Origin of the sequence: Staphylococcus schweitzeri (assembly GCF_002902405.1) — a bacterium.
GTDB classification, from domain to species: domain Bacteria; phylum Bacillota; class Bacilli; order Staphylococcales; family Staphylococcaceae; genus Staphylococcus; species Staphylococcus schweitzeri.
This window is the reverse complement of sequence record NZ_PPQS01000004.1, coordinates 19,866-36,978: the sequence shown is the minus strand read 5'-3', so window position 1 is coordinate 36,978 and position 17,113 is coordinate 19,866. Positions and strand designations below refer to the sequence as shown.

At 33.3% G+C, this 17,113-nt stretch carries 11 protein-coding genes and 1 pseudogene; 3 read left to right on the top strand and 9 right to left on the bottom strand.

All coding sequences use genetic code 11. From position 1 onward, the window contains the following. Positions 1-2 precede the first annotated feature (2 nt). Complete coding sequence (locus tag CD116_RS01115) at positions 3-1,481, bottom strand: ABC transporter permease (RefSeq protein WP_078101676.1); 1,479 nt, start codon at positions 1,479-1,481, stop codon at positions 3-5. On the opposite strand from CD116_RS01115, the gene CD116_RS01110 reads away from it, so the two are divergent. Continuing rightward, complete coding sequence (locus tag CD116_RS01110; protein ID WP_047548888.1) at positions 1,438-3,030, top strand: ABC transporter ATP-binding protein; 1,593 nt, start codon at positions 1,438-1,440, stop codon at positions 3,028-3,030. The genes CD116_RS01115 and CD116_RS01110 overlap by 44 nt on opposite strands. Positions 3,031-3,291: 261 nt before the next feature. On the opposite strand, the gene CD116_RS01105 is transcribed toward CD116_RS01110, so the two are convergent. From CD116_RS01105 to CD116_RS01090, 4 genes are all read right to left on the bottom strand, one after another. Beyond that, positions 3,292-4,404 carry an RES family NAD+ phosphorylase gene (locus tag CD116_RS01105; RefSeq protein ID WP_047529146.1) on the bottom strand — a complete coding sequence of 371 codons (1,113 nt, stop codon included), beginning with the start codon at positions 4,402-4,404 and terminating at the stop codon, positions 3,292-3,294. A gap of 1 nt (position 4,405) precedes the next feature. Next, positions 4,406-5,314, bottom strand: coding sequence for a sce7725 family protein (locus CD116_RS01100; RefSeq protein WP_047529145.1), 909 nt, complete (start codon positions 5,312-5,314; stop codon positions 4,406-4,408). Between the two features lies 1 nt (position 5,315). Continuing rightward, positions 5,316-6,158, bottom strand: a complete 843-nt coding sequence (locus CD116_RS01095; protein WP_047548892.1) for a sce7726 family protein — start codon at positions 6,156-6,158, stop codon at positions 5,316-5,318. A gap of 222 nt (positions 6,159-6,380) precedes the next feature. Continuing rightward, entirely contained in the window at positions 6,381-9,170 is a 2,790-nt protein-coding gene (locus tag CD116_RS01090; RefSeq protein WP_047548894.1) for a type I restriction endonuclease subunit R, read from the bottom strand. A 215-nt stretch (positions 9,171-9,385) separates the two neighbouring features. On the opposite strand from CD116_RS01090, the gene CD116_RS13795 reads away from it, so the two are divergent. Continuing rightward, on the top strand, positions 9,386-9,667 hold the full coding sequence (locus CD116_RS13795; protein ID WP_047548897.1) for a hypothetical protein: 282 nt from the start codon (positions 9,386-9,388) through the stop codon (positions 9,665-9,667). Between the two features lie 250 nt (positions 9,668-9,917). On the opposite strand, the gene rpiRb is transcribed toward CD116_RS13795, so the two are convergent. From rpiRb to mupG, 4 genes and pseudogenes are all read right to left on the bottom strand, one after another. Beyond that, complete coding sequence (gene rpiRb / locus CD116_RS01080) at positions 9,918-10,793, bottom strand: pentose phosphate pathway transcriptional regulator RpiRB (protein WP_047448734.1); 876 nt, start codon at positions 10,791-10,793, stop codon at positions 9,918-9,920. A 2-nt stretch (positions 10,794-10,795) separates the two neighbouring features. Continuing rightward, positions 10,796-12,250 carry a PTS transporter subunit EIIC gene (locus CD116_RS01075; RefSeq protein ID WP_047548901.1) on the bottom strand — a complete coding sequence of 485 codons (1,455 nt, stop codon included), beginning with the start codon at positions 12,248-12,250 and terminating at the stop codon, positions 10,796-10,798. Between the two features lie 11 nt (positions 12,251-12,261). Continuing rightward, positions 12,262-13,158: an N-acetylmuramic acid 6-phosphate etherase gene (gene murQ / locus CD116_RS01070; protein ID WP_047424221.1), complete on the bottom strand. Its 897-nt coding sequence runs from the start codon at positions 13,156-13,158 to the stop codon at positions 12,262-12,264. After that, positions 13,158-14,212, bottom strand: a pseudogene (mupG, locus tag CD116_RS01065) (6-phospho-N-acetylmuramidase). Before mupG ends, murQ begins: the two are co-directional and overlap by 1 nt. 584 nt (positions 14,213-14,796) lie before the next feature. Here mupG and ptsG point away from each other — a divergent pair. Next, positions 14,797-16,842, top strand: coding sequence for a glucose-specific PTS transporter subunit IIBC (gene ptsG, locus CD116_RS01060; protein ID WP_047548904.1), 2,046 nt, complete (start codon positions 14,797-14,799; stop codon positions 16,840-16,842). Positions 16,843-17,113: the final 271 nt, after the last annotated feature.

Sequence of the window (17,113 nt, the reverse complement as noted above, 5' to 3'; positions counted from 1 at the left end):
CCTCACTTCCTTTCGTTAATTTCACTACGTAATTTTGGATCGATTAAAGCATAAAATATATCAATAATTAAGTTTGCTAAAGATATTACAATTGATATATATACGACCCCACCCATGACTGCTGGGATATCAGGTATAAGTTGTTTTTGGACGATATAACGACCGATACCATTAATGTTAAATACTTGTTCCGTCACTGCTGAACCGCCTAGTAACTCTGCCACTAGAAGACCAACTAGCGTTACAATTGGAATAATGGCATTTTTCAAAATATGTTTAATAACTACTTGTGTCGTCGATAATCCTTTTGCATAAGCAGTTAAAACATAATCGCTGCGCATTACTTCAAGTACAGAAGACCTTGTCATACGCGTGATAGAAGCAGCAATACTTGTTCCAATGACAAGTACAGGTAAAATCAACGATATTGGATGTTCTGGCATATAAGATGGTGGCAAAATATCCAATTTCAATGAGAAAGCTAAAATGAATAATAACCCTTGCCAGAAACTTGGAATAGATAAACCAATTAATGCAATTATCATTAACGTGATATCAAGCCAACTATTTCGCTTCATCGCACTGATAATACCAATTGGTATTGCAATAATTAATGCCACAATTAGCGCTAATACTGCGATAATTATTGTAATTGGAATTCTTTCGCCAACTGCCTTAGTCACAACCTCATTCCCTTTGTAAGTCGTACCTAAGTCAAAGGTAAAAACACCCTTGATGGTATCCCACAATTGAATAAAATAAGGTTCGTTAAGATGATGTAATACATTGAATTGATGTATTTGTGCCCTTGTTGCATTTTGTCCCAGTATGCTATAAGCCGCATCAAGCGGTGAAAAATACAGAATGGTAAACACACTGACAATAACACCAATGATGACAATCACAGCCATGACAATTCGCTCAAAAATATATCTAACTAATGGCTGTATATAAATAGTCAATAAGATGAACATCGGCAAGGCCAATATCACTTTGATAATAATGAACTTATGAAATAATACATTTTCAAAGTATGTTGAAAAATGTGCATGTTCAATATTCTTTGAATTCGTATTAGAACTTTGTGCCTTGAATATTTTTAATGCTTCTTTATGTATTTGTGTGGATGACTTTTGCTGCGATAAATATTTATATTTTTGATGTAACGCCTGTTCAATTTCTGAAATTTCAGAATTATTGGCGTAAAAATTTTTTCTCTTAGCAGAAAAGAAAAACTTTATCACTGCATATAAAAATATTGGCAAGCTTAATACCGATAATACAAACTTGTAAAATGCCTTGTGATACAACGACTTAAAAGATTCTAAATAAGTAATTATGATAATCACTCCTTGTAAAATAATCTTGAGTAGATTACTATGATATACAAAAGTATAGAATAAATTTACACATTTGTGAATAGGGAGGCACAACATCATGTCAAATTTATTAGAAGTCAACAGTCTGAATGTACAATTCAATTATGATGAAACTACAGTTCAAGCGGTAAAAAACGTCTCTTTCGAATTACGAAAAAAACATATCCTAGGTATTGTTGGTGAATCAGGATCAGGTAAAAGTATTACCGCTAAATCTATTTTAGGGCTACTACCAGATTATCCAGATCACACGTTAACAGGAGAAATTATTTTTAATGGGCAATCGTTAACTAATTTATCAACTTCAGCGTTACAACAAATTCGAGGTAAGGATATTTCAATGATTTTTCAAGATCCACTCTCTTCGTTGAATCCAAGATTAACGATTGGCAAACAAATTACAGAAGTACTATTTCAACATAAACGTGTATCTAAATCTGAAGCAAAGTCGATGACCATTGATATTTTAGAAAAAGTAGGTATAAAACATGCAACACGACAATTTGATGCTTATCCACATGAACTTTCTGGTGGTATGCGTCAACGTGTCATGATAGCAATGGCATTGATTTTAAAGCCACAAATTTTAATCGCAGATGAACCAACAACGGCATTAGATGCCAGTACACAAAATCAATTACTTCAGTTGATGAAATCACTTTATGAGTATACAGAAACATCTATTATTTTTATCACACACGATTTAGGTGCTGTGTATCAATTTTGCGACGATGTGATTGTAATGAAAGATGGAAGTGTCGTTGAAAGTGGCACGGTTGAAAGTATTTTTAAATCGCCACAACATACCTATACGAAACGCTTAATAGATGCGATTCCTGATATTCATCAAACGCGTCCGCCAAGACCGTTAAACAATGATATTTTATTAAAATTCGATCGCGTGAGCGTGGATTACAAGTCACTAAGTGGCAGCCTATACCGAGCAGTTAATGATATTAACTTGGCTATTAGAAAAGGCGAAACATTAGGCATTGTCGGTGAATCAGGGTCAGGGAAATCGACATTAGCTAAGACGGTCGTCGGTCTAAAAGAAGTGTCAAAAGGCTTCATTTGGTATAACGAATTACCATTAAGTTTATTTAAAGATGATGAATTGAAATCTTTACGAGAAGAGATACAAATGATTTTCCAAGATCCATTCGCATCTATTAATCCAAGATTTAAAGTGATTGATGTGATTAAACGACCACTAATCATTCATGGGAAGGTCAAAGATAATGATGACATTATTAAAACTGTCGTATCGTTGTTAGAAAAAGTTGGCCTAGATCAAAGTTTCTTATATCGCTATCCACACGAATTATCTGGTGGGCAACGCCAGCGTGTAAGTATTGCAAGAGCGCTTGCTGTAGAACCTAAAGTGATTGTTTGCGACGAGGCAGTGTCAGCTTTAGACGTTTCAATTCAAAAAGATATCATCGAGTTATTAAAACAATTACAGTTAGACTTCGGCATCACTTATTTATTCATCACACATGACATGGGTGTTATCAATGAAATATGTGATCGAGTTGCAGTTATGAAAAATGGCGAAATCGTTGAACTAAATAACACAGAAGATATTATCAAACATCCGCAATCAAACTATGCGAAGCAACTTATTTCAGAAGTAGCAGTTATTGCTAAATAAAAGTCATGCGTTGTGTAACTTTATCACTGTATGGTCTGGAATAAATCGGGCAACTTCTGATGTGTTATGTTAGATGACTTTGTCATACTAACTATATTGTGCTAAGTTAGGGCTCGGCACCATATCAAATTTTAGGTGCTTTGCCATGATTTAAGAGTCACACCCATACTTTGGGCATTTTAACGCATAATAAATCCCCCCACTATGTGAAGTACGGGGGGATATTTGTAATTTGTTATAATATTTAGATTTTTAAGTATATCATCTTAATTTAGCCAGTTTGTATATAACGTCACTTACTCTTTTTCTTTCATATTTATCACATTCAAATAAATTTTGATTAAAAAACACAAAGTTAAAAGTACCATCTTGCAATATACTCTCGTACATTATCCCATCATATTTAAGACTTCGAATATAATCAGCTAAATATTGAAATGGTAAATAATCTATTCCTTGTTCATCGCTTGGATTTGTAATTCCTTCATGAATCTTTTTTAATGTTTGGTAATTTACAAAATACTTTCTAAAACCATCATCACCAGCTTTTATTGCATTACTAGTTAAATTAGTTAAATTCGCTATTTTCAACTTCTCTTTTGTAATGTTTTTTTGTAACTTAATCTTACTTATATAAACAATATCATTATGCTTAGGCTTAACTTCTTCTATACTGACCTGTTCTTTTGTACTAAGGTATAACACGCTTATCCATTTAGAATTCAATCTTCCTGCCGTTGCTAGTTCCTTTGGTGGTGCCATCAATTCACTTTTCTCTGTAATGAACTTAACTACCCTAGATCTATATAATGGTTCAAATCTTTCTCTAAATTCCTCAATACTATAGTAATTAGTAGTGATATCAAGAAAGAACGCTAAATTCTCTAAATTGATCATATTATTATGAAATCTATTTTTATACTTCAAGCTCTCACAAAATCCATCCCAGTCATTATTTGCTACAATTAGATTTTCATTTGTATATTTTTTATCTTTAATGATTTTAGCGCCTACTAAACCTTCCAATACCCGTCTATCTATATTTTCATCATCTTTAAAAAGTTCATTTAAAATACAACTTATTTTATCTTCTTCAACATTAAATATACTCCAATCATCTTTTAATGCTGTTTCAATTTTTTTACCTTCTTTTTGGCTAAAAGTATCTGGTAAATTTATACTAATATCATATAATTCTAACGCTGGTCTTAAATAATCTCTAATCTGCTCTAATTTATCTATGTCTCGAGTCGTATCAAATATTTTAACACCAAGATGATCGTTATCAATATCACAATTGTCAAATTTGCTATTATCATTTACAATGATTTCTACGATTTCAGTATTATTAAAACATTTTTCACATATTTTCATTTTAAGGCTCCAAGTATCTATTCATAATTTCTAGATGATGCATGATTGATAACCTTTTAATTAACCCTAAGCCTGGATACTTATTATTTTTATTTAGTTCTTCAAATTGTCCGATCGCATAAGATCTATTTTTATTATCTAAGTTTTTAGACCAAGTTACTAATTTATCTACAGCCTCAAAAAACTTTTTAGCTGGATTTAATCTATCGTTATTAGAATCAGAGACAAAATGTTTAACTCTTAACTCATTAGCCTCATCAAAATAGACGATATGTATCGCAATAGCTAATGGTGAAAAGCCACCGTCTATATATTCTCCGCCTATAACAGAATAGTCTGAAAATGCCTTGTATCCATCTTCTTCATAATAAAGGTGATCATCACTATAAAACTCGTCATCATTATCCAAATAATCAACATTTCGACTCAGTTTATTAAAAGGGTCCGTAATGAGCCCTTTGTTTCGAATATTACGTAATTTACGTTTAATGTGTCTATCATCTGGAACAAAAACCATTTCAAGTTCATTTTTATCTTCAAACATTTCCCAGTCATCTACACTCTTTAAAATAGCTAAACTACTATTTGAAAATTGTTGCTTCAACTTTTCATTACCTTCATCAGAGGGACCTAAATAAGCTTTTTGAATAATACTTTTGTTTTCTGTTATTATTTCGCTTAAGTCTTCAACAGTTTCGTTACTAATCTCTTCTTCAGTTAACTTCGAATTTACTACTAAATTTATACGAAATTCTTTTTCACCACAATATTTCAAAACATTTTTAAACGTGGTTGTATATTTAATTGGTTCAATTATAGGTTGAATACAATTACCAATCAAACCTTTTTCTAGCAATTCTTTAATTGCAAATAGTTCATTTTGTTTCCCACGCAAATAAGGATAATACATATTAATCCTCCTTAAGAAAATGATATAGTTTATTTTTATCTTTCTTTGTCATTTTTGCGAAATATAACAAGAACTTAATTTCAGCCGGCGCTGCTAAAAATGCATCTTTGTATTCTTTCATGTTGTCTCTTTTTTTCAACTCAGATATCATATCGTTATGCAATTCCGTCATTGGTATTTCTTTAAACACGTCATAAAACACATCATACTCTGTGAAATCGTTATAACTTGGCACATCCATGTGATTCTGTGCAATAACTCTTTTTCTTTCTTCTTTTCGTAAAAAGTTATACATCGCTTTTGAGTTTAAGAGGCTATTGTTTTCTTTTGGTTTTTGAACTTCACTCAGTGTATTTCTAGATGTTAATACTAAAATTCCGACTGTTGTATCTTTGTATCTAGCCATAACTTTATTCAAATGTTTGTCATTTGTAATGACTACTACATAATTAAATACTTCATAATAATCATTAATTTGATTATCTAATCTATCCAGCTTATCTAATTCTGTTTTAATCTCATAGACAACGCCTTTGCCGTTTAACAATATAAAATCAGCAATACTTTTCCCTATGGGCATCTCAGAAAGTGCAGTAGTTGTATTAACAGAATGTCGTCCTAAAAGGAGTTTATTAAGCATTGTGTTTTTGTAAAAATATTCGTTACGATAAGACTTTTTAAGATAATTATATAAAGATTTCATCTTCTGTATTACATTGATATTTTTAGGTCCCTGAATATAAAAATCATATGCCTCATCAACAACATCACTTTTATTTTTGATTGCAATTTGATGTAATATCTTTTGACTAAAAACACGATTAATCATATTTCTATTATCCAAAGCTACGCACCTCCTTCAACATACATTTAATACTTATCCTGTTAATATTATAAACTATTTTAAATGCCTATAGATATTATTTCTATACACATACGATGATAAAATTTTATTGAAATCAAGTGATGATTGCCAAATACATGGTAACTAACAAAAGATAGAAAATAATAATAATAATAATAATAATAATACCCCCTACAATAATATAGCGAGGGGGCTCAATCATTAAACATCATATTTTTCAGTTGTTTCTGCAACAAAAGATTCAATGGCTTTTCTTGCTTTGCGTTTTTCTTTCAATGGCAAATCACCAATCATTATTTTAAGATGATGTGGGTTCACGACACCACTATATTGATAGTCATTTGAAATTGTTTTTAGAGCTTGTTCATCGATAGATTTCTCTCCTGCAAAGCCTTTGAATTCCGCTTCTTTTTTAATACTTTCGAAATTAACATATGCTTCGTCAATATCGTCATCCTTATTTAACGAAGGCACAACATTGTCGATAAATTCTTTAATCAAATCCCGCTTCAATCGTAAAGTCGGATCATCTGCATGGTCTAAAATACGTCTAATTTGTTCTTGATTACGTCGTTGTTCTGCTTTATCTTCTAAATCGATTTGCCTCAATATATTCATAATGTAATTCACATTAATCGTATCGTTACGCATCATTTCTATTTCGAAATCAATATCATTTAATATGGATACTTTATTTTTCTCAGCCGTGGCTTTTTTCACTTGATCGTACACAGTAAGATATTTACTTTTATAATCTTCGTTTTCCTGTTCATCCATACCAATTTCATCAACTGTAAACTCAAACTCATCAAATGCTTTTAAACGTAATAAAATTTTAGCTAATAAGCGATAAGCTTCTACAAAGCGTTTTAGTTCTTCTTCATCTTGAATATCATCAACCATGTGTGGTGTCGGCACAATCATTTTAAGCTCATGATATGCATCTATAAATTCTTTTTTATATTCTTCATAACTACGCATTAAAATAGTATCGACATCATTTGTTTGTGAAAACACTCTAAGTGCATCGTCCGTCTCTTTTTTCAAGTCACGATAGTTTACAATTTTACCGAATGGCTTTGATTCTTTTTCAACCCTATTGGTACGTGAATATGCTTGAATTAAATCATGATACATTAAATTCCTATCAACATATAAAGTGTTCAGTACTTTACTATCGAAACCAGTTAAGAACATATTAACAACGATTAAGATGTCAATCTTACTATTTTTAACGCCTTTTTTAACGTTTTTTGAAATATGATTAAAATACTCATTATGAGTGTCTGTTGAAAAATTCGTCTCAAACTTTTTATTATAATCACTAATCATTTCTTCTAATTTTTCACGTGAATGATATGGTACTTCACCGTCACGATCATCTTCATTAGGTTTAAACGTAAATATACCCGCTACCGTTAATGGTTGTTCTAGCTTTTTATTAAGTCGCTTAAATGTCTCATAATATTTAATAAGTGCGTGAATATTTTGTACTGTAAATATACTTGAATATTGACGATTACGTGTATATTTATCATGATTATTAATGATATGTCGTGCTACTAACTCCACACGTTTATCAGCTAACCATACCTCTTCTGTATTAATTGCTTCCACCATGCTGTTATCTTCTGCTTTTAAAGCTTTATTTTTAAAAGTATTAATATAGTCAACTGAGAAACCAAGTACGTTACCATCGTGAATGGCATCTCTAATTAAATACGTATGCAGACATCTACCAAAAATATCTGCAGTTGTACGACCATCTTGACTACTATTTTCTGGGAAACGTGGTGTCCCAGTGAATCCAAAATATTGGGCGTTTTTGAAATGCTGTTTAACTAAACGATGCATATCACCAAATTGACTGCGATGACACTCATCAATAATAAATACGACTTTATTCGTCTTATACTGCTCTAATAAATGGGCATTCCCTTGAATCGCTTTTGCCATCTTTTGAATTGTCGTAACAATAAGCGGTAAACTTTTATCATTTAATTGACGTACGAGCTGCGAAGTATTAAATGTCTTATCGACAGCGCCCTTTGCAAATTTATTAAATTCTTCTTCTGTTTGACTATCTAAGTCTTTACGGTCAACCAAGAAAATAACTTTCGTAATACTTTCTTGTTGTGACAAAATCTGACTCGCTTTAAATGATGTCAACGTCTTACCGCTTCCTGTAGTATGCCAAATGTATCCATTATTACCTGTTTCAGTTGCTTGTTGTACCAGTGCTTCAGCTGCATACACTTGATATGGACGCATTGCCATTAGAATTCTATCTGTTTCATTAATAATCATATAGCGTGATATCATCTTGGCTAATTGACAAGGTCTCATAAATGTCTCAGTAAATGATTGCAATATATTTATACGCTTATTTTGTTTATCACTCCAATAAAACATATGACTTTTTAATAATTCACTGTCATTATTAGAAAAATATCTTGTCTCAATGCCATTGCTAATAATAAACATTTGTATGTAACGGAATAAACCTGTGTAATTTTGTTTGCGGTAACGTTTTACTTGGTTAAACGCCTCATTAATATCAATGCCACGACGTTTCAATTCTACTTGAACAAGGGGTAATCCGTTGATTAAAATTGTAACGTCATAACGTGCTTTATACGCATCTTCAACTGCTATTTGATTTGTCACTTGAAACTTATTTTTACACCAACTTTTAGTATCTAAAAACGACAAATAAACCTCAGACTCGTCATCACGTCGAAGTGGTAATTTGTCACGTAAAATACGTGCACTCTCGAAAATACTTTTCCCATCAATCATCGTTAAAAGACGTTGGAATTCTTTATCGGTGAGCGGTTTTCCATCTAATTTATCCGCATGACGTTCATTTAAAATGGCTCTGAAATTATCAAGTAATTGCTTATCATTTCGTATCGTTACCCTTTCATAGCCTAGTTGCTCAAGTTGGTTCATCATTTCATTTTCTAATGCATATTCACTTTGATGTGCCATCCATATCCCCTTCCGTACACTTTCTATTGCTCTAAATATATCATAAACTTTAATGAAAAATGTTTATTTTTTATCTTTAAACGTAAATATATTCTAATTTTATTGACCTTTAATTTAATGCTTATATTTTATATAAGATGTATATTAATATTTGAAAGCACTACATCAAGTAATTTCTCATTACTTCGACTAAAAAGTAATAGAGGTTGGCATGTGTGGTCTTATTTATCTATGAAATCATTTTATTTTTAATTATCAGTCTAAGTTATTATTTAACTTCAAATCATTTCATGGCAGTCACTGTAGGTAACTTCACTTCAATATTCGGCATGTTCGCAGCCATTCTGTTTACATGCTATTACCCACTCTATAAAAGTCTCGAATACAAACAAGGTAAACGATTTATACGCATCATTCATATTAGAAATTGGATTATGATTATCTTAATAATCTTCATATTAGTTCACTTATCATTAAAATTATTCTTGGATTTTTAATCATGAAAAAGCAAAGCTCCCTATAAAAATCCCACTTTTTAAGTGTCTACTTTATAAGGAGCATCTTATTTGAACTTTGCTTTAATTCATTCGGGTATGTCTTCTAAGTCGTGCTTTGATGTCGACATTATAAATTTCCATAAACTACTCTTTCTATATATTAAAATAGTTTCTATCAAAAAATGTTCGTAAGATACTTTGCCTACACTGCATTTCTCAATACAATGAAATGCCGACATTCCTCATTTACTTAATGTTTAAAATCTATTGTCGCAAGGTGTTTCCTGTAATTATCAAGTGCCAATTTTGATTGGGTTATACAATCAAGTATCGCATGATAATTTAAAGCTACGAAACGATAGTACAATATATCTACCGTGAATAACTGTGCAAATAGTGACGTTGTAGCCGCCATACGCATTTCATTTTCATCAGTTCTGCCATAAATCAATGCATAGTCTGCAATTTGAGCCACTGGATTATTAGCTGTACTAGATATAGTTATGATGGGAATACTGTAATGTGTGGCCACCTGTGCAATTGACTGCAATTCACTATGACTACCTTGATTCGTCACAAAAATCATACAATCTCTTTTATCATGCGTCGCAAACGTAGACACAAGTAAATGCGTTTCATGTAATAACCTCACGTTTAACCCTATACGAGATAACTTTTGAAAAAGATCGCCGATTGTTAAACTTGATGCACCAAATCCGAATAAAAATATTGTTCTGGCATTTTTTAATACATCGCATATAGCATCAATTTGTGCATCCATTATATTTGTAGCTACAAATCTCATTGTATTCGTCGTTCTTGCAATCATTTTATTCTTTAAAGTTTCTACAGATTCATTTTCAATCAATTCCAAATGCGGATTAGTCGCAATATCTTCAGGTAAATATCTAGATATCGCAATCTTTAACTCTTGGAAACCTTGATGTGTCATCTTCCGACTAAATCGAACGATAGATGCCGTACTTACTTTTGCAACATCTGCCAAATCGTTTACTGTCATATCAATGATTTTATGTGGATTCTTTAAAATATAATTGGCGATTTTCTTTTCGGTCTTTGTAAAATCACTCAATTGTTTGTCAATCCTATACAAAATATTTGTCATCATTAATCACCCAACAAATCTGTCTGTCGCATTGCCTTTGTCGTTCCAAATAAATAAGTACAAATGAATCCACCCGCATACGCAGAAAGTAATCCTGCAATATACCCTAAATACATATTATCTGAAATTAATGGCAATAATGACACACCGCTTGGTCCAATTGCTTTTGCACCGATATGTCCAATACCACCAATCACAGCACCACCTATGCCACCACCTATACAAGCAGTCAAGAAAGGTCGTCCTAATGGTAATGTCACACCGTAAATCAAAGGTTCTCCAATACCTAGGAAACCAACTGGCAATGCACCTTTCAGTGTATTGCGTAATGTCGTGTTGCGTTTACATCTTACCCAAAGTGCCAATGCTGCGCCTACTTGTCCTGCTCCAGCCATTGCCGCAATTGGTAATAAGTAAGTAGCACCTGATTGATTTATCATTTCTATATGAATTGGTGTAAAAATATGATGAAGTCCCAGCATAACTAACGGTAGGAAGCTGGCACCAATTATAAATCCACTGAATACACCACCAATATTAATAATACCGTTAACAACTGAAACTAAACTATCTGAAACAAATCCTGCTAACGGCATAAAGATAAAGATAGTTAATAGTCCTACTATCAATAATGCAATTGTCGGTGTAACAATAATATCAATAGCATTTGGCACAATTTTATGTAGTCTTTTTTCAACAATACTTAAAATCCAAACTGCAAAGATAACGCCAATAATGCCGCCTTGTCCAGGTTGTAATGGTTCCCCAGTAAAAACATTCATTAAAATGTTTTTACCCGCGATACCAGTTAATAAAGTTGTACCACCAATGACACCACCCAATCCTGGTGTCGCACCAAATTCTTTAGCAGCATTAATGCCAGTAAAAATAGCCAAATATGCTAGCATACCATCTTTAATTACATTAAAGACGGTTATAAGTTGTGTAATCCAAGCACCTGAAATATAGCCAGCGACCATTAAGTTGCTAAGTACAGCAGCAATTCCACCGATTAATCCTGCTCCAATAAATGCTGGAATCAATGGTATAAATATATTGGCAATTGATTTTAATACTTTGTTCAACTTCCTATTCTTTTGTTTTGCTTTGTGTGCGTCTTTATTCTCTTTTGCTTTATCTGCCGCATATGATTTATAGTCCATTTTTTGAGTATCTTTGTTATGATGTGATATTTGATCTCCTAGTTTTACACCACTCAATTCTGCCATATGGTTGGCCACTTTATTCACTGTACCCGGACCAACTACAACTTGAATACGTTCATCATGTATAACTCCCATGACACCATCAATTTGTTTTAATCCTTCTTCGTCTACTTTATTTTCATCTAATACTTTAATACGAACACGCGTCATACAATTCATAACGCTATCTATATTATCCATGCCACCTACTGCAGCGATAATTCGTTCTGCAAGCTGTTGCTCTTTGGTCATTTAAATCCCTCCTAAGGTTGTTTATCTCTGATTGCTCGTTTAACAATATTGTCATTGTTTAATAACCGTCTTGTTGCCTCTTCCTTAGAAATGCCACACATACCCATGACTGTCGCAACTTTTACATCATGCTCCGAAACTTGATATAAATGCATTGCTTCATCATATGTAATAGCACATATATCTTGAATAATACGCACTGAACGGTCGATAAGTTTTTGGTTTGTTGCTTTCACATCAATCATGAGGTTATCGTATACTTTCCCGACACCTACCATGGTAATAGTTGAAATCATATTTAAAATTAATTTTTGTGCTGTGCCTGACTTTAATCGTGTAGATCCAGTTAATACTTCAGGACCAACTTTTACTTCAACTGGATACTGTGCAATTCCACTTATAATTGCATGTTCATTACATGAAATTGAAACCGTTGTTGCACCGATTGTGTTAGCAAATGTTAAACCACCAATAACATATGGTGTTTTGCCACTCGCAGCAATACCAATTACGATATCTTTTTCTGTTAAATTTATCTTTTCCAAATCATTTTCTGCAAGTTTTTTATGATCTTCTGCACCTTCTACTGCCATCGTCATAGCATGTTGTCCACCAGCAATAATTCCTATAATTTCATGGGGGTCAGTATTGAATGTAGGTACACACTCCGCTGCATCTAAGACACCCAATCTTCCACTTGTACCTGCACCGATATAGATCAATCGTCCACCCTTTTTATACTGTGCAATTGTTTTTTTAATTACTTTTGTCAATTGTGGTATTGCCTTTTGAACTGCTAACGGGACTTGCTGATCTTCTTTATTCATCGTAATTAAAGCCTCTTCCACAGTCATTTCATCAAGATGCATCGTCGCTTCATTACGCGCTTCGGTCGTACTATTTTCCATCACTTCTTACACTCCCTAGTTTTTGAAAATCAAATGTATCATTCGGCTCGATACAACTTAACAACGGCAAGTCTTCTTTGATAATTTGTGCAACAACGTTAACATTGTCATGCGCGCTAAGAGGGTGTCTCACAATTTGGAGCTCACCTTGATAGCGTCCATTTTTCAAATTATCCACGGTCACTGAACCAATGTGTCGCTGTATAGTATGATGTGGTTGAATCGAATGTGGACATAATTGTCTTGATGTTTCCGATCGAATGACTTTTTCCGGATTATCTGGACGTAGTTTATGACGCATATCAAAAAGGTAATTTACTGTCGTATCAAACACTTCTTCAATACATAACGTGAAATGCCTATGCTTGCAAAAGTCTATCAGTTGTTTTGCCTGTCTCACTTCAATCAATGGGTCGCCAACTAACACGTCAGACACACCAGCTTCTTGTAATAACTTAGCTGCAACGACAGGATGACTGTGTCTCGTTGCTTCAATTGTCGGCAAGCCTTTATGCAAAGGACCTCGTAAACCTGTCCCTGCGATGAATCCATAAATCTTAGCTTCTTGATTAAATTGATAAATGAGATCATTTTTCTTATTGACCAAGTCAACAGATAGTCCCGTATCTGGTCTTGGATAATAATTATGGCAAAATGAAAGTAATGTAACATCATTCAATTTTTGATGTAAGCTTGTTAACAATTCCCGGGAAATAATACTTGCATTCAAACAGCACTTTAAACCCTGTGCCATTATCGCTTCGATTGCCTCAATTGATGTACTATGATCGATACGAATCATAAATTGTGCATCATATTGTCGAAGATGCTCATAAAAAGATGGTGTTAAAATAGATGGATTAGCATCTATGAGGTAAGTCACTTGTTCATGTTGTAATAAGTTGAGTAGTTGTGTGAAATAATGATATTTTGTGTCGTCATCTTCTTCTGGTATTTGTATAGATGTAAAAATCATTTGGTAACCTTGTTTGATCATGCGTTTAATATACGCTTCATCTAACGGTTGTCCTAAATACACTGAAAAGCCTGCCAAAATAGCCCTCCTTAACAAAAAATTATTAAGAAAATATAGTTGAGTTGTGTAATCGCTTACATTTTACTATAAGAGAAAACACATTACAATATTAATCAGTTAAAGCCCGTTCATTGTAATAATATTACATATTTCTGTCACAAGTTAGTTTTTTGAAACGGCATAAATTCCCTATCATTTAACGCTCGAAATCGGTTGTTATTACTGAATTGTTGCAACAACTTTTATACATTTTATTCACGGTCATCTTATATCATTTTTTCATATTAATCTGTGAACAATTAAGATAATTGAAATTGAATTTAATAATAGTATTGAAAACGCATACTTCACCATGCTAAAATAGGAGTCGCAAACAAATAAGATTCAATAAGATGTGATGGTAAGCTAGATAAACTAACGTATCAGTTTTATATACGACATAGTCAATTGCTTCTTTTACATTAATTACATACACCAACGTGTTACTAAGTAAGATTAGGCATGAGTTAAATTAAGCTGTGATGGTTACCAACACAGTCTATTTACTTGTGTCTTTTTTTATTGAATCTTAAATATCAAATACAACTTTGGAGGTTGGACAAGTGAGGAAGAAACTTTTCGGTCAATTGCAACGTATCGGTAAAGCATTAATGTTACCTGTTGCGATTTTACCAGCAGCGGGTCTGTTATTAGCTATTGGTACAGCTATGCAAGGCGAAGCATTACAACACTACTTGCCTTTTGTACAAAATGGTGGCGTTCAAACTGTCGCTAAATTAATGACAGCTGCCGGCGGTATCATTTTTGAAAACTTGCCTATGATTTTCGCATTAGGTGTCGCAATCGGATTAGCTGGTGGTGATGGTGTAGCAGCTATTGCAGCATTCGTCGGTTACATAATCATGAACAAAACAATGGGTGACTTTTTACAAGTAACACCTAAAAACGTTGGTGATCCAGCGAGTGGTTACGCTAGCATTTTAGGTATCCCAACATTACAAACAGGTGTGTTTGGCGGTATTATTATCGGGGCTCTGGCAGCTTGGTGTTATAACAAGTTCTATAACATTAACTTACCATCTTATTTAGGTTTCTTCGCTGGTAAGCGTTTCGTACCTATTATGATGGCTACAACATCATTTATATTAGCATTCCCAATGGCATTAATTTGGCCAACGATTCAATCAGGCTTAAATGCATTCAGTACAGGATTGTTAGACTCAAATACAGGCGTTGCCGTATTCTTATTTGGTTTCATTAAGCGTTTATTAATTCCATTTGGTCTGCATCATATTTTCCACGCACCTTTCTGGTTCGAGTTTGGTTCATGGAAAAATGCAGCTGGTGAAATTATTCACGGTGACCAACGTATCTTTATCGAACAAATTCGTGAAGGTGCACATTTAACAGCTGGTAAATTCATGCAAGGTGAATTCCCTGTTATGATGTTCGGTTTACCTGCAGCAGCTTTAGCAATTTATCACACAGCTAAACCTGAAAATAAAAAAGTAGTAGCTGGTTTAATGGGTTCTGCTGCTTTAACATCATTCTTAACTGGTATTACAGAACCTTTAGAATTCTCATTCTTATTCGTAGCACCACTATTATTCTTTATTCATGCAGTACTTGATGGTTTATCATTCTTAACATTGTACTTATTGAATGTTCACCTAGGTTATACATTCTCAGGTGGTTTCATCGATTACTTCTTACTCGGTGTGCTACCTAATAAGACACAATGGTGGTTAGTCATTCCTGTGGGTCTAGTATACGCAGTCATTTACTACTTCGTATTCCGATTCCTAATTGTAAAATTAAAATACAAAACACCAGGTCGTGAAGATAAACAATCGCAAGCGACAACAGCTTCAGCAACTGAGTTACCATATGCAGTATTAGAAGCTATGGGTGGAAAAGCAAACATTAAACATTTAGACGCTTGTATCACACGTCTACGTGTTGAAGTCAACGATAAATCTAAAGTTGATGTTCCTGGTCTGAAAGATTTAGGTGCATCAGGTGTACTAGAAGTCGGCAATAATATGCAAGCAATATTCGGTCCAAAATCTGACCAAATCAAACATGAAATGCAACAGATAATGAATGGTCAAGTAGTTGAAAACCCTACTACTATGGAAGACGATAAAGACGAAACCGTCGTTGTTGCAGAAGATAAATCTGCAACAAGCGAATTGAGCCATATCGTTCATGCGCCATTAACTGGTGAAGTGACACCATTATCAGAAGTTCCTGATCAAGTGTTCAGTGAAAAAATGATGGGTGACGGCATCGCTATTAAACCTTCACAAGGTGAAGTTCGTGCACCATTCAATGGTAAAGTACAAATGATTTTCCCAACAAAGCATGCAATTGGTCTTGTATCAGATAGTGGTTTAGAGCTATTAATCCATATTGGTTTAGACACTGTTAAACTAAACGGTGAAGGCTTTACTTTACATGTTGAAGAAGGTCAAGAAGTTAAACAAGGTGATTTATTAATCAGCTTTGATTTAGACTATATTCGCAATAATGCGAAGAGCGACATTACACCAATCATTGTTACTCAAGGCAATATTACAAATCTTGATTTCAAACAAGGTGAACACAGCAACATTGCATTTGGAGATCAATTGTTTGAAGCTAAATAATTAATGTAACGACAGGAGTGTATACCTTTTTATGGATACGCTCCTGTTTATTTTCGCTTTAATAACTTTAAATTTTGTCGTCATCTCATCCAACACATTCACTTCTCTATACTTTTTAATATTAGTATCCCCCTCTTTGAATTGCTCAATATAATCCCCTTAAAAAACATTAATCGCTCACAATTGTTAGCGTTTTCACAATAAAGTCAACTTCCTTGACCTTATCACCCATTCAAGGCTATCATTTTAAGTGTAAATACAAAGAAAAGGT